Origin of the sequence: Spirosoma spitsbergense DSM 19989 (genome assembly GCF_000374085.1) — a bacterium.
Classification (GTDB): Bacteria; Bacteroidota; Bacteroidia; order Cytophagales; family Spirosomataceae; genus Spirosoma; species Spirosoma spitsbergense.
Window position 1 is genome coordinate 26,358 of record NZ_KB893578.1, and the last position, 20,011, is coordinate 46,368.

The window sequence follows — 20,011 nt, forward strand, 5'->3', positions numbered from 1 at the left end:
TCGCAGAAAATTACTATTCTGGCCTACACAGTTCGCATAAGCCTCACTATATACAAATATACAAAATTTTCAGGAGAAAACAGAAATAAACCCGTAAAGGCGCGCCCAAGCGGGCTAAACAAACCCGGAAATGCATAGGCATAAAACCATATTATCAGGTAGCTACTTAACGATATAATCTACCTGAAATACAATTCTATTTCAAGTAAAATCTAACCGCTTGACAAGACGCATTCCCCGTCCGATTTTCCTATGATTTAATGCGTGGATCGAAGGTAAATCGTTCGGTACGAAACAGGTCTATCCGGCTGAAATCGGGGTGGGCCGGGTTAAGCAGGTAATTACTTTCATGGGGGATAATGGCTGATGGTACCTTCAATACGGCCGACCGACTTTGCTGAAGCCACTCCCCTCCTATCTGCTGGCAGATAGCATACCGCTGGAAATCATACCAGTCGGTCGGCAAGGTATCAACGGAAACGGTCTCCATAGAAAGGCTATCCGGCACGTCGATAATCATCACCCGGAAATCGGCGGTAAGCCCCTCCCCGCTCCGGTGAACCACGTTTTCCAGGCAGGCTAATGCCCGGGTAGCAGCCGTGTACAGCACAAACTGACCAGCCCTGTTCCAGCGGGCAGCCCCGCCTGATGCCACCAGGCGGTTGGCGTACATAGTCTTTGTAATACGATAAACAAGCATTCGGGCTGCGTTATCCTTGTTGTCAGGCCAGGTCGCCGTATTCGATGCGTATTACCTCATCCATTACCAGGTCAATGCCGCCGGATGTATGCAGCAAGGCAAAGGGCACCTGATTACCCAGCCCGTAGGCAGGTTTATCCATCCACCGCCGGAAGGCAGCCGCTGACCCGAAAACCGATTCGCCCGCCTGAAAGAGGGTTATTATTTTAAGGACTTTTTCACTGTCCTGCGGATTGAGTTTTTTCTGCTCCCGCTCGTACCGCTGAAAGGTTTTGAGCGAGGTATCGAACACCTCGGCCAGTTGCTCGCGTTTGTAGCCAGTCAACTCGGCAACCTCAAAGAAACGGGTAGCCGAAACGCCCTTTAAGGCCTGAGAAACAAGGGATGTCAGGTTGAAAGCAGTCATAGCGCAAATATAGGAATTTTGTCCCGTTAACACAGAATTTTGTCTTGGCAGTCAAAAACATCTCCCCTTTTCCAAACCTAACCGGCTGTGTATCGTTTTAGTAAGTAATTCACCAAATTAATTACTAATGTTATGAAAAAAGTTAGCCTAATGATCCTGCTGGCGGTCAGCACCCTAAGCTTTCAGGCCTGTGACAACAAGAAGAAAGAGTCGGACAGCATGGAGAATGCCGAAGAAGCAAACGAAAACAAAGAGGATGCCGGCAGGGGCCAAAGCGAAGACACGAATGAGTTTGCCATGAAAGCAGCCAACGGTGGCATGATGGAGGTAGAACTAGGCCGTATGGCGCAGGAAAAGGGCACGAGTCAGGACGTGAAAGAGTTTGGCTCCATGATGGTAGCCGACCACTCAAAGGCGAATGATGAACTGAAGACGCTGGCCACAGCTAAAAATATCACTCTCCCTTCTACACTCGGGGAAGAGGCCCAGGAAGATGTCAATGAGCTCGCCAAGCTATCGGGTAAAGAGTTCGACAAGAAATACGTGAGCATGATGGTCGACGATCATAAGGAAGATGTTGACGCGTTTAAGAAAGCAGCCGAGGATAACAGCGTTGATCCCGATATAAAGGCGTTTGCCGCCAAGACCCTGCCAACGCTGCAGCAACATCTGGACCGAATCAATGCCATTGATAAGATGATGAACTAATCGGATCAATCCGAAATGAATCATTCGCCCGTAACGGTTACACACGGTTACGGGCGAATTCATACTAAACAAGACGTATATGAAAACGATGTTTTTAACAATAGGATTGCTGGTATCCATTGGCTGGGCACAGGAAAGCAGGGCACAATCCACAACGGGCGGACAAAGTGGCGGCTCCACGGCCTCAACCGGTACGGGCTACCTGACTCCGGGCAAAAGACCGGCCACCAGCAAAGCCGCCAGCATGAGCATTGCGGATGAGGGTGCCTCCCGTTCGTATATGTACGTACCACCCAGTCAGCGAAGTAAAGGCCTGGGCAGGAAAAAAAACAAGGCTGCATCGCCCGATGGGTCTGACAGTACTACAACAACCAAACAGGCGACGAAGCCATCGGCAACGGCTGGTCAGAAGCGCGGCCGGAAAAACACGGGCCAATAGAAACGAAAAGGCAGTCGGGGAATTGGTCAGGAATGCGTAGTTTCGCCCGATGGCCTTTATTCCGTACCGCCCAACGTTTGTCCCGAACGATGCGACCCTGCTGGAACGCAGCCGGGCTTATTACCTCTTTTTGACTACCCGCCGTAGCGTCCGTGATTTTTCGGAGCGGCCCGTTCCGCGCGAAGTTATCGAAGCACTCGTGATGGCGGCCTCCACGGCTCCGTCGGGTGCGCACAAGCAGCCCTGGACGTTCTGCGTGGTGGGGAACCCTGATCTGAAACGCCAGATCCGGGAAGCGGCCGAAGCCGAAGAATACCGAAGTTATACCCGTCGGATGTCGGCCGAGTGGCTAGAAGACCTGGCCCCGCTGGGAACCGACTGGCGCAAACCATTTCTGGAAACAGCCCCCTGGCTGATTATCGTTTTCCGGCGTATTTACGAAACCGACAGCGACCGCAAGCGACCGAACTATTACGTAATGGAGTCGGTTGGGCTGGCGGCTGGCTTTCTGCTGACGGCCGTCCACAACGCGGGTCTGGTAGCCCTGACCCACACACCCAGTCCGATGGACTTCCTGACTAAACTCCTGAACCGCCCAGCCAACGAAAAGCCATTTTTACTCATTCCCATCGGGTACCCCGCCGACGATGCCACCGTACCGGATATTCACCGGAAAGAAACGGACGATGTACTGGTCTGGTATTAAGCGATACCCACCTGCGTTACTACGTTTCTACCCAGCCAGAAGTATAAATTACAGAATAATAGTTTATATTATAGCAAGACTACGCAATAAAATAGGGTCAGTTTTTTTAATACCAGTTTACAGATACCTATCTTTAGTCATTACACATACGTCAATGACCAAATCTACTAACTCAAGAACCCTTCACCGAAGCCAGTGGCTTTTCCTTATTTCCTGGCTTACCTGCTCGCTCGCCGGGCACGCCCAGGATGCGCCAACCTATCAAACGCCCCCCAAAGCGTTAGCGGATCTGGTTACCGCTCCCCTCACACCCACCGTCAGCCTGTCGGACAAGGGGGATATGATGCTCATTCTCGAACAGGCGGCAGCGCCCGGTATTGATGAACTGGCCCAGCCCGAATTCAAACTGGCCGGGCTCCGGTTAAACCCAGCCAATAACGGCCCCAGCCGGGCCCGTTACATAACGGGTCTTAAACTCAAAAAGGTAATGGGCAAAGACGAGAAAGCGCTGACGGGTCTTCCGGCCGCTCCGCTGATCAGCTTCGTTCAATGGTCGCCCGACGGAACCAAAATTGCGTTTACCCATTCGACCGATAGCCGAATTGACCTGTACATAGCGGATGTAGCGACCGCAGCGGCTCAGAAGGTAGGGGCCGTTGCGCTCAATGCTACGCTGGGTGCTCCCTATTACTGGGTATCGGACAGCAAAAGCCTGGTTGTGAAAACGATTGCGGCTGGCCGTGGTCCGGCACCCGCTATCAGCGCGGTACCAGCCGGACCCACCACCCAGGAGAATGTAGGCGGGAAACGGGGGCAGGCACCCACGTATCAGGATTTATTAAAGAACCCATCCGACGAGAAACAGTTTGCGTATTACACGACCTCGCAGGTTGTCCGGATGGGTACGGATGGGTCAGTAACGGCCATTGGCGAACCGGGTATCATTCGCTCGGCCGAACCATCACCCGATGGCCGGTACGTTATGGTACAAACCGTGCACACGCCGTTTTCGTACCTGGTTCCCGTCAATCGGTTTCCGCTCAAAACGGACATTTTCGCCTTGTCCGGCTCGCTGGTAAAAACACTGAACGATGGCCCTCTGCAGGAGAGCGTCCCCTACAGCCGGGACGGAGCGCCCACCGGCCCACGCGATTTCGAATGGCGGGCCGACATGCCCGCTACCGTATACTACACGGTGGCGCAGGACAAGGGTGATCCAAAGGTAAATGCCGATATCCGGGATAAAGTCTTTCAACTGGAAGCCCCTTTCTCGGCTTCGCCCAAAGAAATTTATGCCGCCCAGTTCCGTTTCGAGAATTTTACCTGGGGTAATGGCACAACCGCCCTGGCAACCGAACAATGGTGGCAGAGCCGCAAATCCATCACTAAACTCGTCAATCCGACGACCTGGCAAACATCGGTTCTCTTCGACCGGTCGTACGAGGACCGGTACTCGTACCCGGGTCAGCCCGACACGAAACACAATCAGTACGGCCGCGACGTGCTGAATCTGCTCCCCAACGATGAAATTCTGCTGTTGAACATGCAGGGAGCATCGCCCGAAGGAGATCGGCCCTTCGTGAGTCTGCTCAACCTGAAAACGAAGAAAAGCACTGAACTCTGGCGGTCGGCAGCGCCGTATTTCGAGCGGCCTGTTGCCGTGCTGGACGCGGTCAAGAAGGTTATTCTGACAACCCGCGAAACCCCCGAAGAGAACCCGAATTACTACGTACGTAACGTAAAGGCCCGCATCGCTCCTGTTCAGGTTACGTTTTTTCCGCATCCTTACCCCCAACTCAAAGGTATTCAGAAGCAGCAGCTCCGTTACAAACGAACCGATGGGGTCGAGCTGACGGCTACCCTCTATACGCCCGTTGGATACACCAAAGACCAGGGACCGCTCCCGACGTTTTTATGGGCCTACCCGGCCGAGTTCAAAAGTAAGGAAGCAGCCAGTCAGGTAAACGGTTCGCCTTACCAGTTCAACCGGGTTAGCTACTGGGGGGGTGCCGCCTTTGTGACCATGGGGTACGCCATTCTGGACAACGCCAGTATCCCCATTGTGGGCGAGGGCGACAAGGAACCGAACGATACCTATGTAGAGCAACTGGTGTCGAGTGCCAAAGCGGCCATTGACGAAGGCATTCGGCTGGGCGTGGTCGATTCGAGCCGGGTAGGCGTTGGCGGCCACTCCTACGGCGCCTTCATGACGGCTAACCTGCTCACCCACAGCAACCTGTTTAAAGCGGGCATTGCCCGAAGCGGTGCCTATAACCGGACCCTGACCCCGTTCGGTTTCCAGAACGAGCAGCGCAGCTACTGGCAGGCCGCCGATGTGTATAACAAAATGTCGCCGTTTATGAATGCCGACAAAATGAAGACACCCCTGCTCCTGGTTCATGGGGAAGCCGACAACAATACCGGTACGTTCCCCATCCAGTCGGAACGGTATTATAACGCGCTGAAAGGCTTTGGCGCCACCACCCGACTGGTATTCCTGCCCTACGAGAGCCATGGGTACACGGCTAAAGAGTCATTACTGCACATGCTGTGGGAAATGAACGGCTGGCTGGACAAGTACGTAAAGAATCCAACGTCTGATGGTCAGGTCAATAAAGCAGGAAAACTGGGTGGTGGAAAGGGAAAATAACACCTATTTATGCCTGCCTGAGCAATTGAGTTCCGTTTAACGCAAAAGCCTCTGTCAAGACTGACAGGGGCTTTTGCGTTAAACGGAATCTGTCCATCCGCTTTTCATGCTATCCCCTTTATCAGGCATAAAAGTGGTAAAATGCATTTTATCTGCGCAAAAACAGTACTTTTACGGGAAAGTAACTACTCAGACACTATATATGAACAGGTGATTAATCATCAAATAAATTTACTAAGTAGAGCTATAGTCATTATAGCCAACAGTAACTAACTGATTTCCAACCTATTTGATTTGTTTCCAACCGTTTAATGCAGTAGTTTTGGCCATTCTTTTTCATTGATGAAGTATACTCATCCAGTTAACAGCCAACGCTGATATGGGTAGCGTTATGACACCACATACTCTTTTAAGCATGAAACGTTTTTTCGTTTTTACGCCGGTTTCCATTCGAGATTACCCACTTCTACCTGTCAATCCGTTCAATAACCCGTTTGTTAGTGCTGATACCAGCGTGGTTCTGCTGCGTTTAGCCCTTCTGCCTGTATATAACCGGCACCGGCGTCAGAACGGCCATACCTGACTATCAAACGTATATACAATCCGTGTATACCCCCACAAGGCAAGGATATGGGACAAACGCTACTGACGTATACGCCATCGAGCAGGTGGCAGAAAACTAATTTAACCCTCATGCACCGCGTGATTTCCGTTTCCGGCTCCCTTACCTACCCTGAAAAAGACCTTCCTTCCTGCTCCAGTGAAGCAGGAATAGATGGCCTGAGAAATCTCTCCCCCCTCCCCCGCTACAGATTACTGATGCTGAACGATATAGGACGCTGGGTTGGCAGTACTCTTGGTTTACTACTGTGGCTAAGTCAATTCAGTAGTCTGTCCGGACAGTCGCTACCCGATGTACCGGAAGAAATGACCTTTGCCGGCGTGCCTGTTCATCTGACGCAGCAGGGCCGGATCCAGATTCAGCAGGAAGTACAGCGTCTGTACGCGCAGCCAAGGATTATCCAGGCTGACATCAGTGCCCTCCGGCAACTGAACCCGTTATTGAAACCACTGTTTACCAAAGCAACCCTACCCGATGATTTCCGCTTCGTGGCCCTGCCTTTTTCCGATATAGATACGCTGGGATACTGGGGGTTGTCGCGTTCGTATGCGACTGACCTTCGGCTTCGAATGGATTCCAATGTGGATGAACGCTACCACCCCATCCTTAGTGCCGAAGCAGCCGTAGCGGACTTAGCGCGTTTACAAACCCTGAAAAACAATTACGTACTGGCCCTGATTCGTTACCTCAAAGGAAATACCAGTCAGGAAGTTATCGAGCCGACGGATCCTGGGTATATCATGCCAGGTCCGCAGAGTCCACCCCTGCTCTGGAAAATTCTGGCCCGTAAATTAGTGATCCAATACGAAGAACCAACCTACCGCCCGGCGGTGAGCTACATTCTGTATACCTACCAGTACGGCGAAGGACAATCCCTTCAAAACATTGCCAATCGACTGCGCGTCGACATCGAGCGCCTGACACCCTTCAATCAGTGGCTCAAAACGGTGGTTGTCCCGACGGATAGAAAGTACACAGTACTGATTCGGGTAACCCCCGACGAATTTACAACCGTTCAGGCACTGGCCGAGCCGGGCCTCAGGAACCTGCGCCAGTTGGCAATTGGGTTTCCGATTCTGATCAAGATCAACAAACAGGAAGATGGCTTTCGGTCAGAAGCCGTTTTTTACGAAATAAACGAGCGAAAGGGTATCCAGGCCCAACAGTGCGATAACTTTATTACGCTGGCCTACTACGGCGGCATTTCCATTGACAAATTCCTGCAGTACAACGATTTAAATGCCAATCAGGATATTGTTCATCCCGGCCTGATCTATTACCTCGAGCGAAAAGCCAAACGAGCTAAAATCCCCTTTCACGTAGCGCAGAAGAATCAGACTTTGCTGGAAATAGCCAACATATACGGGGTTCGGCTGGCCTCACTTACCAAATTCAACCGGATGACGACGGCCCAGCGGCTGCAACGGGGACGGATCGTTTGGCTGCAAACGCAACGGCCGCTTAACCAACCCGTAGAATACGTACAACTCCCCCCCGAAGAATCCATACCCATACCGCAACCCATCGTCACCAAACCATCGGTTCGGGACACGGTATCTGCCCGGCCTGAACCAAAGCAGGTAATCCCCAAAATAGCCGATAAGACAGCGGATAGCGTAACGGCTCCGGTCAACAGACCGGCAGTAGCAGTGGCCGTAGACAAGGTAAAAGCAGTCGATAAACCAGCTGTGGATTCGGGGGGGGCAGAAAAAACGAAGCCTATCCGGAAGTCAATGACTCCTGATTCGCTGATGCAGCGGGATACGATACGGATCGAGATGGCAGAGAAGCGAAAATGGCACATTGTCAAGCCGGGTCAGACGTACTACGCCATTGCCAATCTGTACGGCATCACCCTCCGGCAGCTCTATACGTGGAACAACCTGTCGGAGAAAATTCCGCTCCGGGTTGGGCAGCAGTTGATTGTGGCCTATAGCCAGGAAAGACCAGCGGTCATCGCCACTATGCCCAAAGCCCAGGGGAAGCCGGGCCGCCCTACACCACCGACCAGGCCGACGGGTACGCCCTCTACCCGGAAAGCTACCTTCTATACCGTTCACGCGGGAGAAACACTGTACCGTATTGCACTCCAGAACAAAGTAGACGTCAAGGATTTGATAGCCTGGAATAATCTAACGTCCACGACCATTGAAATTGGCCAGATACTGTTGATCTGGAAATAGAAGCCCCACCCGTCAGCTAGCAGAAGAACCAGCTGACGGATGCATTTCAGTAATAGCTTATACGCTAGTCTCCCTTTTCACCAAAGCGACAATCTCCTCCGCCGATAGCTGCTGCTGCGTTCCGGTAAGCATGTTTTTTAGGGATAATTGGCCCGTCTGCACCTCATCCGACCCAATGAGTACGACGTAGGGAATGGCCTTCGCATTGGCATAATCGAGCATCTTCTTCACTTTAACCAGATCGGGGTACAGTTCGGCCGCTACCTGAGCAGCCCGTAACTGACTCAGCAGGGATAAACTTACCGTACGGGCTTCCGCATCAAATGGCGCGATGAGCACCCGGGTGCCCTGACCGGTACCAGCCGGGAACAGATTCAGTTCAGCCATAACATCGTAAATCCGGTCGACGCCAAACGAAATCCCCACCCCCGACAGGCCCGGCATCCCGAATGCCCCCGTCAGGTTATCGTACCGCCCGCCCCCGCTGACGCTGCCAATCGATACCGGTACGCCGTCGTGGTCATTGGCTTTTACCTCAAAAATGGCCCCGGTATAGTAAGAAAGTCCCCGCGCCAGGGTTGGGTCAATCTCTACCCGACTATCTGCCAGGCCGTACTGCCGCACGAACTGAAGCGTTTCCGTCAATTCGGCCATGCCCCGGCTGGCCGTTTCCGATCCAGAAAGCCAGTTTTGCAGTTGTTCCAGCACCAAACCTGTTTCCTGATTGAGAAAGCCGAATAATGGCTCCAGGTTATGGATGGCTGTTTCCGAAAACCCACGTCCCCGAAGCTCGTCCAGTACCTTCTCTTTCCCGATTTTATCCAGTTTGTCAATCGCTACGCTGAGCGTTGCTTCCTCACCCGGCACACCAATGACCTCGGCAATACCCGCCAGAATTTTGCGGTTATTCATCTTTAGGGTGAAGTTGTCTATCCCCAGATTGCGAAATACTTCGTGAATCATGAGAACAATTTCGGCTTCACATACTAGCGAATCCGTTCCAACCACGTCGGCATCGCACTGGTAAAATTCCCGGTAACGCCCCTTCTGGGGCCGGTCGGCCCGCCAGACGGGTTGCATCTGATACCGCCGGAAGGGCATAGTCAGGGCATTTCGGTTCATGACTACGTACCGGGCAAAGGGAACGGTGAGGTCGTAGCGCAACCCTTTTTCGGCAATTTTCGGTGTCATTTTTTTAGCCCCTGCCTGTAAATCCGTTTCGGTCAGGTCGGCGGCAAAATCACCGGAGTTCAGGATTTTAAACAGAAGCTGATCACCTTCATCCCCGTACTTACCCGTCAGCGTAGACAGGTTTTCCAGGGAGGGTGTTTCCAGGGGTTGAAAGCCAAAACGCTGGAACGTCTGGCGAATGGTATCGAATATAAAAAGCCGGTTGCGCATCTGCTCCGGGCCAAAATCGCGGGTACCCTTGGGCAAGGTTGGTTTTTGCATGGTGCAAAATTACGCAGTAGACCGAAAAACAAGCATTTCCGTTTACTTTGTCGGTAAAAAACCCTACTTTTGCGGACTAATCGCTTTGGCGACCGGCGTTCCAGCGCCCCCATTAGACAAACATAGTAAACACGTATATAGTCATGGCAGTAACAGAATTAAAGCGAAAGGCACGTCGGAACCGGGCCATTGCAAACAACAAGGTCAATGCAATCAAACAATTGCTACGGAAACCAACCATTAAAAACGTGGATGTAGAAGCCATCAAGGCCTCGTTTGCGGAGAAAAAAGCAGCGTAAGCCCGTAATCACTTATAGACTGGCGTTCGCATTAAATCCCGTCCTTACCCGACGGGATTTTTCGTTTCGGACGGAACCGGGCCCACTCCCTGTCGCGCTTTTTAAGCTCCTGCCGGACAAACCGGCGGTAATCCAGTTGAACCCGGTAACGAACTGCCAGCCCAAACAGAAGCAGGCCTCCATTTAATAGAATCAAACCATACACGCCCCACAGGAACCACTGCCTAAACGGAGCCCCTACCTGATAGGATGCTACTGCTGTACCAAAAACACACAGACCCACGCTAAAAAGCAGTAAGCCCAGTGGCCCTACAATCAGGGCTTTTGTTCGGGTACTCATGCGCTTTACTAACTGTTGGCCGGGTGGCTTGGCAAGCTTGGTCATACGGGTACGTTGACTATCGGTTACTGGAATAACACGTGGTCACTTCATTTGGTTAACAATTTATTAACATTAAATCCTCTTCCCGCCCCCTCTCCACTCATCAGGAAGGATAGTCGATATGGGCCCCTGTTTCCCGAAACTGGGTTGGCTCACGCAGTCGTTTCCAGCCTTCACGCATAAAACCGATTCCGTAACCAGTCAACTGCACAAAGGCAGCTCCTACACTTAACAGGCCAACATTCACGCTTTTCTCTTTCCGGGTAGCATCAATCAGAATCAGTATAGCGAACAGCCCGATCATCCCCAACGCCAGACCAAACAGCAACGGGCTAATCAAGGCCCAAACAGGTATCAGCAAAAGGAACACCGTGAACAGGGCCGGGAACGTATGCACCAGTTTCAACTCGCCGGGATAATACCGGGCAATATTGATACGGGCACGGCCAAAAAAACGTAGTTGCCGGAAAAACTGACCAAAATTTGTCCGGCGTTTGTGATAAATGAAGGCATCGGGGATCAATCCGGTTTTGAACCCATGCTCGATAACCCGGATGGCAAACTCGATGTCCTCCCCCATGCGGGTCAGTTTATAGCCGCCCACCGTTTCCCATACCTTTCGCGACAGCCCCATGTTGAAACTGCGGGGATGGTACGTACCGCCGAGGTTGTTGCCCTTTCCCCGAATCCCGCCGGTGGTGAACGTGGACGTCATCGAATAGCTAATGGCTTTCTGGATAGGGGTAAAATCCGGGTGGGCTGCATCAGGACCACCGTAGGCCTCGAGTACCGGAATCGCCAGACCATCCTCACGGCCCGACTTCCCCGTCAGCGCCTGCTCCACCACGGCGAAGTAGTGCGGAGGAATCAGGGCGTCCGAATCGAAAATAACGAAGTAATCGCCCCTCGCCTGCTCAAAACCAACGTTTCGGGTGAATCCCTGCCCTGAGTTTTCCTTAAAAAAATACCGGATGTCCAGTCGATCGGCAAAGCCAGCCACAACCTCGTCGGCCTTTATCGTCGACCCATCCTCCACGACTACCACCTCAAAGTTCGTATACGTCTGCCGGGTTAAACTGCTCAGTAATTCGCGCAGTTCGTCGGGTCGATTGTAGACGGGTATGATGACGGAGAAGAGCATACTTTTAATGGATAATAAACAATGTAGAATGAACAATAGAGGCTGTATCACTACTCTGGTAGAACAACATTATCCATTATTCATTCTACATTGTTCATTACCAGCAGGCTTTCTTCGTTCGCCTGGATAACCTGATCGATCAGGTCGTCGGTCAGGGCAACGGACACAAACAGGCTTTCGAACTGCGAGGGGGCCAGATACACGCCCCGCTCAAGCATGGCGTGAAAATAGCGGCCAAACAAAGCAACGTCGCATGATTTGGCATCCGAAAAATTCGACACCGGCCGCCCGGTCATGAACAGCGTAAACATGGAGCCGATCTGGTTGATGGTATACGGCAACCCCGCCTTCTGCAAACCGGCTTTAAAACCCGCTGTCAGCTTCTCGCCAATGGCATCCAGCCGGGTATACACTTCCGGATGCTCATTCAGGTGGTGCAGCATAGCCAGCCCTGCCGACATGGCAATCGGATTACCAGATAACGTACCAGCCTGATAAACCGGACCGGCGGGAGCCACCATCTGCATAATATCAGCGCGACCACCGTAGGCACCAACCGGCATCCCTCCGCCAATAATTTTACCCAGGGTAGTCAGGTCAGGTTTGATACCAAATCGCTCCTGCGCTCCGCCTTTGGCCAGCCGGAAACCCGTCATCACCTCGTCGAAAATCAGAATTACGCCGTGCTGATCGCACAGGGAACGAATCCCTTCCAGAAAACCCGGTTCGGGCAACACGCAGCCCATGTTCCCCACCACTGGCTCCAGAATGATGGCTGCCACCTGATTGTGGTTATTGGCCAGTAACGTCTCGACGGCAGCCAGATCATTGTAGGGAGCCGTCAGCGTATCGGCCGCTGTCGCTTTGGTCACGCCGGGACTATCCGGGATACCCATCGTCATAGCACCGCTGCCAGCCGCAATCAGAAAAGAATCGCCGTGGCCATGGTAGCACCCTTCAAATTTGATGAGCTTATCGCGATTCGTAAATCCACGGGCCACCCGAATGGCGGCCATCGTAGCCTCTGTACCAGAATTGACCATCCGAACCTGCTCGACGGAAGGGACCATGTTCGTAATTAATTCGGCCATTTCTACCTCTTTACGGGTAGGAGCACCGAACGAAAACGAATACTGAATAGCATCCCTGACAGCTTTCTCAACGGGTTCGAAGGCATGCCCCAAAATCATGGGACCCCAGGAGTTAATCAGTTCGATATACTGCCGTCCATCCTCGTCGTAGAGGTAAGGCCCTTTGGCTGATTTAATAAAAAGGGGCGTACCCCCCACGGACCGAAACGCCCGAACGGGTGAGTTTACGCCACCGGGAATCAGCGTTTTCGCTTTGTCAAATAACTGTTCGCTCTTATTCATAATGAGTGAATGAGCGAATGGATGAATGAGTGAATGGCTGGATTAGTGGATTAGTGTTGCTCACTATTCGCTCATTCACTCACTCATTCATCCATTCACTAATTAATTTTTACCAGTCGCCCGTCTTCGTACTTTACGATGGGAACAACCTGGTTTTCATTGGATTGAGTGTAATCAAAACCAGATAGCAGATAATCGTCGGTATCAGAGCGCAGGGAAGCATGGTTACCGGGCTGTAAGCCGTTTCTGGCCAGTTGACGGCCGAAGAAAAGCATCATATCGTAGCCCTCACTGGCAAAAACAGAGGGGATAGTATGGCGTTTTTCCAGGTATTGCTCCTCAAACTCGACGACCGGCTCACGGGAAGCATCAATAAAGTCGGGGTAAACCAGATACAAATCCCGCCGGTTAAACGTATTCGCTGAATTCCGGTAGAAGTCAAAAGACGAGGCTGTAGCAATGAGGGGGGCGTTTACTTTCCGGCGGCTCAGGGCATCCAGTAGGCGGGCACCGTCGTTTTCGTTACTGCTGGCAAAGAAAATATGCCCTAGACTAATGGGAGCCGCAGGCGTAGTCGTGCTGATTGGCAGCGTTTTGCTGCCAGGGGCAGTAAGAACCATGGCGTCGGCTATCGACTGCGCGTTACCGGTTACTTTTCGAAAGTCGACAACCTGATAGCGTTGCTGCCGAACTTCATCCAGATAAGCCTGCGCCAATAGTGAATCCTTGCGGGATGTACCAAAATAAATGGCTACTTTACGACTGCCACCCAGATTGTTGGCCTGTGCGGCCGCTTTCCATGCCTGTTGGTTTAGGGAGGGTTGAGCCAGGTACGACATGGGTTGGTTCATCACCAGCTCGCTACTGGTGGCCATTGGGTTCAGAAGCAAAATGCCGTTCTGATTGGCATAAGCCGACGCAATCCGGTTAGGCTCTACGTACAAGGGCCCGATAATCAGGTCCGTCTGGGCAAAAGCCGGGCTGTTGACCACTTCCAACGCTTTGTTGGGGTCATTGTCCAGATCATAGGCGAACAGGTTGACCGTAATACCTTCCTCCTGCAACTTGGCCTTAGCCATTTTAATACCAGTGTACAAATCGTAGGCGTACCGGTTTGATCGCCCGCGTTTGTCATTCTCGAAACCATCCAGTCGAAACGGAAACATGACCGCTACGTTATAGTACCCTTTCGGACGGTTAGTACGGGCGGGCATCGACGGGCGATTGGGTGCCCCAGCGGTGCTGGGTGTTGGTTGCGTTGTTGCAGTAGCTAAGCCGGGCACCCCAAACCGATTGGTTAATTGGTCCGACAGTTCCAGATCATCTTTATCGCTGGACTTCCGTTGGATCAGGTCAATCAACGCCAGGCCAATCGTTCGATTGCTCGGGTAGGCTTTATTCAGCTTCTTCAACCGGTCCAGATCGGTAATACGCGGAATGAAATTCTGTTCGAGTTTCGGCAGCTGGGTCAATAGCCCCGAATCGCTAATCAACTGACTCACCTTCAGGGCTTCTTCGTACTGACCCAGTTCCATGTAGCTGGCGGCTAACAGATAACGGGCTTCATCCATCTTACGCCAGTCTGTAAATACCTCCATCAGTTGCAGGAGCATCAGCCGGGCCTGACTGATATTTTTCTGCCGAAAGGCGGCCAGTGCGTAGTAATAGCTGGCGTAGGGAGCCAATGGCCCGCGCTGGAGGATAATTGCATTCAGATCTGTCTTCGCCCGTTCGTAATTACCCGCCTGCAACAGCTTAACGGCCGCGTTGTACCGCTTTTGTGCATCGGGCGCAATTTGAGCCGTAGCTACCCGAGCCATCAACCACAAAAGCAGATAGATACTCCCTCCTTTATACCAACACGATTTAGTTGTCATGTTTCGTTTGCCAATACAAGAAAGCAACGCCATTGCGTTGCTTTCTGTTAACAAAAAATGCAATAAATTATTTCCCTATACTACTGCGTATTATTACTCAGTGGTATGTAGCCTCTATGATTTTTTCGATTTCGCTTTCCGCTGGGCTTCGTCGGCTTTCTTCCGGGCTTCCTCGGCGGTTGCCAGTTGCTTTTGCAACAGTGCCTGGAAGCCACCCGGCTTTTTCCCTTCACCAGCCGCATTTTTCCGCCTGTTTTCGTCCAACACTGCCTTGATCTTATCTTCATCCACAAATCGGCGGATGAGCTGCTGCTGCGCAATGGTTACTACGTTCGAGACGAAATAGTAAAATGTCAGACCGGCCGGATACGAGTTCAGTACAAACATAAACATCAGCGGGAATACGTAACTCATCGCCTTCATGTTCACCGGCCCCGGCTGTGTGGGGGTTGTCTGGTTATTATAATAGGCGTACGCAATGGATGAAGCCGTCATCAACACGGTAAATAAACTCAGGTGGCTACCAATAAAGGGGATGGCCGGAAATTTGATGAACGCATCGTAGGTAGAGAGGTCACTGGCCCACAGAAACGATTTCTGTCGCAACTCAATCAGGTTCGGAAACAGCATAAACAGCGCAAACAGAATGGGCATGGTAGCCACCACCGGCACACAGCCACTCAGCGGACTAACGCCTACTTCCTGATACAGCTTCATCTGCTCGGCCTGCTGCTTGGTCATATCATCGCCCACGCGTTCCTTCATCTCGTTCAGTTCTGGCTGCAATACCCGCATTTTAGCCATACTGACGTATGATTTGTAGGTTAACGGTGTTAAAATCAGCTTTACGAACACGACCAGCGCAATAATCAGTAAGCCGTAGTTCGAAATGAATTTCTCCAGAAAGTTGAAAACCGGTACGAAAAAGTACTTGTTGATGGGCTTCAGTACGGAATAACCCAGGTACACGTTCCGGTCGAATTCCGGGGCTACGCTGCCCAGCCGCTGAAAATCGTTGGGGCCAAAATAAAACTTATACTGGCCTTTACCCGCTTTTACATCGGCCATCGACAGCGTTACATCCGCCGTGGCCGTCTTCACCACACTACTATCAGCGGGGTTAACGATCGTTTTGAACTCAGCCGTGGGTAAGGGCGCGTTCTTCGCCACGAAGCCAGACAGAAAATACTTGTGTTTGATGGTAAACCACTGAACGGGCTTTTCGGCTTTGATATCGTCATTGGCTTCTCCTTCCTTCAGGTTTTCAAAACTTTCGTCGGCAGTGAGGAAGTTGATGGTGGCCGCCCGGCGGTTGTTGCTCAGGTCGTTTTCGTACTGCCGCATCTCATCCACCCAGTAGAACCGGATGTTATCGTTGGTAACCGTACTGCTTAGCCCATTCAGCTTTAACGCATAATCGAGCACGTATCCCTCAACCGGCATGGTGTACACCTGCTCTACCGACTCACCAGGGGCTATCTCGGCCCGGAACGTGATTTGCTGGGGCTGTCCGGCTACGGTACCGCTTTGGGCCGTCGTCTGATAATACAGTTTGCGTAAATCGACTTTCCCCCCAGTAGTGGGCAAATCCAGCCCGGTCCGGCTGCTTTTTGGGTCAATGAGGACCAGTGGCTTACCGTCGTACGTTTTGTAGTTTTTCAGGACTACTTCCGTCACCTGGCCTCCCAGCGTGCTGAACGTTACGCTGACGTCTTTGTTTTCGACAACGATGTCGCGGGTTTCCCCGGATGCGACGGCGGCAAAATCACCAAACTTAGCTTTAGCAGCAGCAGAATCGAGGGGTTGTTCTGCTTTTATAGTAACAGCCGCTGGTGGGGTAGTCTTGGCTTGTTGTGCGGTCTGAGCCGGGTCAGGCGAATCCACGCCGGGCGCAGGTTTTGGTACCAGAAGCTGGTAGCCAACCAACATTGCCATGATTAGAACAATGCCGATGAGTTGATTACGATCCATTTAGTTTTTAGTCGTAAGTCAGCAACGGGGCCGCCCGTGCGGTCGTAAGTCGTAGGTGATAAGATGAAAAGATACTTACGACCGCACGGGCGGCCCCGTTGCTGACTTACGACTTGCTGACTTTTTTTTACAAAAGTACGGCAATCCGGCCGCTTAATCAACCGCGTCTGCTGTTTCTACAGGAACGGTGGTTCTATCGGCAGGCTCCCGTCGTTTTTGCTGATTATAGGCAAGGGCCGCTTTTACGAAATGTACAAACAGCGGATGCGGGTTCAGTACCGTACTTTTCAGTTCAGGATGGAACTGCACGCCTACGTACCACGGATGAATTTCCCGGGCTAACTCCACAATTTCGACCAGCCCCGTTTCGGGATTAATGCCCGTTGGCCGGAGACCCGCTTTTTCAAACGCTGTGGCGTACTCGTTGTTAAATTCGTACCGGTGCCGGTGCCGTTCGCTAATCTGAGTATGTCCGTAAACCTGATAGGCCAGTGAATCCCGCTTGAGTTTACAGGTGTAGGCACCCAGCCGCATAGTCCCCCCTTTGTCGGTAATAGTCTTCTGATCTTCCATCATGTTGATGACCGGGTTGGGTGTGTGCGGCTCCATTTCCGTAGAATGGGCATCCTCAATGCCCATGACGTGGCGCGCGTATTCGATGACAGCCATCTGCATACCCAGACAAATACCCAGGAACGGAATACCCTGTTCCCGCGTGTAGCGCACGGCATTGATCTTCCCATCAATTCCCCGCTCTCCAAAGCCGGGTGCTACCAGGACCGCGTCCAGCTGGCTCAGTACCTCGGCACAGTGGTGCTCATCGACTAGTGTTTCGGATTGAATCCACTCCAGTTCCACTTTGCATTCATTGGTGGCTCCCGCGTGAATAAAGGATTCGGCAATCGACTTGTAGGCGTCGTGCAACTCAACGTACTTGCCCACCAGCCCGATACGAACTATATCACCCGGATTTTTCAGCCGTCCCAGAAAACTTTTCCAGATATCCAGATCGGCATCTTTGTCATTGTAGATGTCCAGCATGTACAACGCCCGCTGGTCGAGCCGCTCCTTCTGCATGAGCAGGGGAACATCGTAAATCGTTTCGGCATCAATCGCTTCGATCACCGAACTGACCTGTACGTTGCAGAACAGGGCTATCTTCCTCCGAATTTCCTGCGGCAGGGGATGTTCGGTACGACAAACGATGATGTCGGGCTGAACTCCATTTTCGAGCAACATCCGGACCGAGTGCTGGGTGGGTTTGGTTTTCAACTCACCCGCCGACCGTAGGTAGGGAATCAGCGTGAGATGAATAACGAGCGTATCTTTTTCACCCAGTTCAAATTTCAACTGGCGAACGGCTTCCACAAACGGCAGCGACTCGATATCGCCCACACAACCGCCAATTTCGGTAATAACGATGTCGTATTCACCGGTATCACCCAGTAGTCGGATGTTCCGTTTGATTTCATCAGTGATGTGGGGCACTACCTGCACCGTTTTACCCAGGAAATCGCCCCGGCGTTCGCGGGTGATAACATTGTTGTAGATACGCCCGGTGGTGATGTTGTTTGCCCGTGAGGTCGGCCGGTTCAGGAACCGCTCGTAGTGACCAAGATCGAGGTCCGTCTCGGCCCCATCGTCGGTCACGTAGCATTCGCCATGTTCGTACGGATTGAGGGTTCCGGGGTCGATATTGATGTACGGATCGAATTTCTGGATCGTTACCGTTAACCCTCTGGATTGAAGAAGTTTGGCTAATGAAGAGGCAATAATGCCTTTGCCAAGTGATGAAGTTACTCCGCCGGTAACAAAAATATATTTCGCGGATTTAAGTCCCGTAGACGCCATGATTAAACCCTGTTTAGGTCGTTACGGGATATAAAGGTAGGCGAAAAACGGACCAAAGGAAAACTTAAAGCGGGAAAAGTTAAGGCTTTTCTGGTAATCCAATGGCCATCAGTCAACTCTGAGCTTTCTTATTTTTCACCATTCACTTTTGTTGCAGCTGCTTTTTCGCGTTCGATACGACTCAACCTGCCTGTTCTGTACACCAGGGGGCTTGCGCTGTTCCGGATGGCAGCTACCGCGCGGAAAATCCGGGACTTACTTTATATATTGTCGGTTCAAAGCTTCTTAACCCCTAAACACTCTAGTATAGCAGCGAAATGTAAATTTTGACTTTTACCCTTATGAATAGACTCACGGCGAAACTGTTACTGATAATGATTGCTGGACTACATATCGGTTGTAGCTCAGCCCGCCATACCTTTAAAAACTACTATGGTGCTTTGATTGACAAAAATTACCCACGAGCCGCAAGCTATTTATCCGATTCTTGTAAAATCAAGCTCGCCAAGCTTAGACCTGACATGGATATTAATCAAACTGTCCAGATAGCATTTTATTCAAATCTTAAATCCTATGAAATCGGCCAATTACAACACGTTGGGGATTCGCTTCTTTTAGCGATGAAAGTCACCACAACCGATGGAGAGGTCCATATTTTTGATAAAGACCAGGGAGGAAGTACGGTTTCGGGTGGCAACCGGGATAATGGAAAAAGAATGGTATATGATTCAAGATATCGCTTGTATAGGGTAGGCGGTCACTGGAAGATAGACACCCCCTACTGCCGCAACTTTCGTTAACCCGGCCAGCGGTTTATGTTGAAAATAACAGTTACAGAACAGGTCGAGGAAACGTACAAAATGTAGACTATTTTTAGGCTGAAGGTTCCAAGTGACGGATTTCCCGGGGACGGTGCCGTACGAAATGGCAAAATTGCCCACCCTGATGAAAACGTATTAATTGAGCTGGTATCCCCATAAAAACGCAAACATGAGTCATCCCGAATTTTAGGGGGTTGACAACAAGGGGCCTCCTTTCTTAGCTTTGAGCATCACCACAACGCCAAAGCCAGAAAGGAGGCCTTATTATGTGCCAAGCACAAGAACAAAATAACCATACCGCAGCAAAAAATGCAACCGCAAATGCAACCGCTGCCGACTTCATCACCCAAAAAGTCCGTCAGTATCTCCAACCCATTGAAAACCAACTGAATCAGTCGCTCGATAAGCGACTCGTGACCACCTTTACCAA

The 20,011-nt window shown here is 51.5% G+C and carries 17 protein-coding genes; 8 read left to right on the forward strand and 9 right to left on the reverse strand.

What is annotated here, in order from left to right:
• Positions 1-250: 250 nt before the first annotated feature.
• Both B157_RS0125675 and parS read right to left on the reverse strand, forming a co-directional pair.
• Entirely contained in the window at positions 251-700 is a 450-nt protein-coding gene (locus B157_RS0125675; protein ID WP_020606182.1) for an RES family NAD+ phosphorylase, read from the reverse strand.
• Between the two features lie 22 nt (positions 701-722).
• Entirely contained in the window at positions 723-1,106 is a 384-nt protein-coding gene (parS, locus tag B157_RS0125680; protein WP_020606183.1) for a type II RES/Xre toxin-antitoxin system antitoxin, read from the reverse strand.
• Between the two features lie 132 nt (positions 1,107-1,238).
• On the opposite strand from parS, the gene B157_RS0125685 reads away from it, so the two are divergent.
• From B157_RS0125685 to B157_RS0125710, 6 genes are all read left to right on the forward strand, one after another.
• On the forward strand, positions 1,239-1,814 hold the full coding sequence (locus B157_RS0125685; protein ID WP_020606184.1) for a DUF4142 domain-containing protein: 576 nt from the start codon (positions 1,239-1,241) through the stop codon (positions 1,812-1,814).
• Positions 1,815-1,893: 79 nt separating this feature from the next.
• Positions 1,894-2,253: a hypothetical protein gene (locus B157_RS0125690; RefSeq protein ID WP_020606185.1), complete on the forward strand. Its 360-nt coding sequence runs from the start codon at positions 1,894-1,896 to the stop codon at positions 2,251-2,253.
• Between the two features lie 49 nt (positions 2,254-2,302).
• Positions 2,303-2,959: a nitroreductase family protein gene (locus B157_RS0125695; RefSeq protein WP_020606186.1), complete on the forward strand. Its 657-nt coding sequence runs from the start codon at positions 2,303-2,305 to the stop codon at positions 2,957-2,959.
• A gap of 154 nt (positions 2,960-3,113) precedes the next feature.
• Positions 3,114-5,609, forward strand: coding sequence for a S9 family peptidase (locus B157_RS0125700; protein WP_020606187.1), 2,496 nt, complete (start codon positions 3,114-3,116; stop codon positions 5,607-5,609).
• Positions 5,610-6,024: 415 nt separating this feature from the next.
• Entirely contained in the window at positions 6,025-6,192 is a 168-nt protein-coding gene (locus B157_RS38545; RefSeq protein ID WP_020606188.1) for a hypothetical protein, read from the forward strand.
• Between the two features lie 47 nt (positions 6,193-6,239).
• Positions 6,240-8,414, forward strand: a complete 2,175-nt coding sequence (locus B157_RS0125710; RefSeq protein ID WP_020606189.1) for a LysM peptidoglycan-binding domain-containing protein — start codon at positions 6,240-6,242, stop codon at positions 8,412-8,414.
• 57 nt (positions 8,415-8,471) lie between these two features.
• On the opposite strand, the gene hisS is transcribed toward B157_RS0125710, so the two are convergent.
• Positions 8,472-9,866, reverse strand: a complete 1,395-nt coding sequence (hisS, locus tag B157_RS0125715; RefSeq protein ID WP_041952278.1) for a histidine--tRNA ligase — start codon at positions 9,864-9,866, stop codon at positions 8,472-8,474.
• Between the two features lie 143 nt (positions 9,867-10,009).
• Here hisS and B157_RS39130 point away from each other — a divergent pair, with 143 nt between their 5' ends.
• Positions 10,010-10,165, forward strand: a complete 156-nt coding sequence (locus B157_RS39130; protein WP_018621093.1) for a hypothetical protein — start codon at positions 10,010-10,012, stop codon at positions 10,163-10,165.
• 31 nt (positions 10,166-10,196) lie between these two features.
• Here B157_RS39130 and B157_RS0125725 read toward each other — a convergent pair whose 3' ends face one another.
• The 6 genes from B157_RS0125725 to B157_RS0125750 form a co-directional block, all read right to left on the reverse strand.
• Complete coding sequence (locus tag B157_RS0125725) at positions 10,197-10,550, reverse strand: hypothetical protein (protein WP_020606191.1); 354 nt, start codon at positions 10,548-10,550, stop codon at positions 10,197-10,199.
• A 100-nt stretch (positions 10,551-10,650) separates the two neighbouring features.
• Positions 10,651-11,688: a glycosyltransferase family 2 protein gene (locus tag B157_RS0125730; protein WP_020606192.1), complete on the reverse strand. Its 1,038-nt coding sequence runs from the start codon at positions 11,686-11,688 to the stop codon at positions 10,651-10,653.
• Positions 11,689-11,768: 80 nt separating this feature from the next.
• Positions 11,769-13,061, reverse strand: a complete 1,293-nt coding sequence (gene hemL / locus B157_RS0125735) for a glutamate-1-semialdehyde 2,1-aminomutase (protein WP_020606193.1) — start codon at positions 13,059-13,061, stop codon at positions 11,769-11,771.
• Between the two features lie 98 nt (positions 13,062-13,159).
• The gene (locus tag B157_RS0125740; RefSeq protein WP_169521789.1) at positions 13,160-14,938 is read right to left on the reverse strand and encodes an ABC transporter substrate-binding protein; all 1,779 of its coding nucleotides are present in this window, start codon (positions 14,936-14,938) and stop codon (positions 13,160-13,162) included.
• A gap of 114 nt (positions 14,939-15,052) precedes the next feature.
• Positions 15,053-16,909, reverse strand: coding sequence for a membrane protein insertase YidC (yidC, locus tag B157_RS0125745; protein WP_020606195.1), 1,857 nt, complete (start codon positions 16,907-16,909; stop codon positions 15,053-15,055).
• A gap of 153 nt (positions 16,910-17,062) precedes the next feature.
• Positions 17,063-18,760, reverse strand: coding sequence for a CTP synthase (locus B157_RS0125750; RefSeq protein WP_020606196.1), 1,698 nt, complete (start codon positions 18,758-18,760; stop codon positions 17,063-17,065).
• Between the two features lie 341 nt (positions 18,761-19,101).
• Between B157_RS0125750 and B157_RS0125755 the strand changes: the two genes are divergently transcribed.
• Positions 19,102-19,560, forward strand: coding sequence for a hypothetical protein (locus tag B157_RS0125755; protein WP_157618590.1), 459 nt, complete (start codon positions 19,102-19,104; stop codon positions 19,558-19,560).
• Positions 19,561-20,011: the final 451 nt, after the last annotated feature.

Coding starts and splice junctions, on each gene's coding strand:
- B157_RS0125730 (WP_020606192.1), bottom strand. CDS start 11,688: ATGCTCTTCTCCGTCATCATACCCGTCTACAATCGACCCGACGAACTG.
- B157_RS0125750 (WP_020606196.1), bottom strand. CDS start 18,760: ATGGCGTCTACGGGACTTAAATCCGCGAAATATATTTTTGTTACCGGC.
- B157_RS0125755 (WP_157618590.1), top strand. CDS start 19,102: ATGAATAGACTCACGGCGAAACTGTTACTGATAATGATTGCTGGACTA.
- B157_RS0125700 (WP_020606187.1), top strand. CDS start 3,114: ATGACCAAATCTACTAACTCAAGAACCCTTCACCGAAGCCAGTGGCTT.
- hisS (WP_041952278.1), bottom strand. CDS start 9,866: ATGCAAAAACCAACCTTGCCCAAGGGTACCCGCGATTTTGGCCCGGAG.
- B157_RS0125710 (WP_020606189.1), top strand. CDS start 6,240: ATGGGACAAACGCTACTGACGTATACGCCATCGAGCAGGTGGCAGAAA.
- hemL (WP_020606193.1), bottom strand. CDS start 13,061: ATGAATAAGAGCGAACAGTTATTTGACAAAGCGAAAACGCTGATTCCC.
- B157_RS39130 (WP_018621093.1), top strand. CDS start 10,010: ATGGCAGTAACAGAATTAAAGCGAAAGGCACGTCGGAACCGGGCCATT.
- parS (WP_020606183.1), bottom strand. CDS start 1,106: ATGACTGCTTTCAACCTGACATCCCTTGTTTCTCAGGCCTTAAAGGGC.
- B157_RS0125685 (WP_020606184.1), top strand. CDS start 1,239: ATGAAAAAAGTTAGCCTAATGATCCTGCTGGCGGTCAGCACCCTAAGC.
- B157_RS38545 (WP_020606188.1), top strand. CDS start 6,025: ATGAAACGTTTTTTCGTTTTTACGCCGGTTTCCATTCGAGATTACCCA.
- B157_RS0125695 (WP_020606186.1), top strand. CDS start 2,303: ATGGCCTTTATTCCGTACCGCCCAACGTTTGTCCCGAACGATGCGACC.
- B157_RS0125675 (WP_020606182.1), bottom strand. CDS start 700: ATGCTTGTTTATCGTATTACAAAGACTATGTACGCCAACCGCCTGGTG.
- B157_RS0125725 (WP_020606191.1), bottom strand. CDS start 10,550: ATGACCAAGCTTGCCAAGCCACCCGGCCAACAGTTAGTAAAGCGCATG.
- B157_RS0125740 (WP_169521789.1), bottom strand. CDS start 14,938: ATGACAACTAAATCGTGTTGGTATAAAGGAGGGAGTATCTATCTGCTT.
- B157_RS0125690 (WP_020606185.1), top strand. CDS start 1,894: ATGAAAACGATGTTTTTAACAATAGGATTGCTGGTATCCATTGGCTGG.
- yidC (WP_020606195.1), bottom strand. CDS start 16,909: ATGGATCGTAATCAACTCATCGGCATTGTTCTAATCATGGCAATGTTG.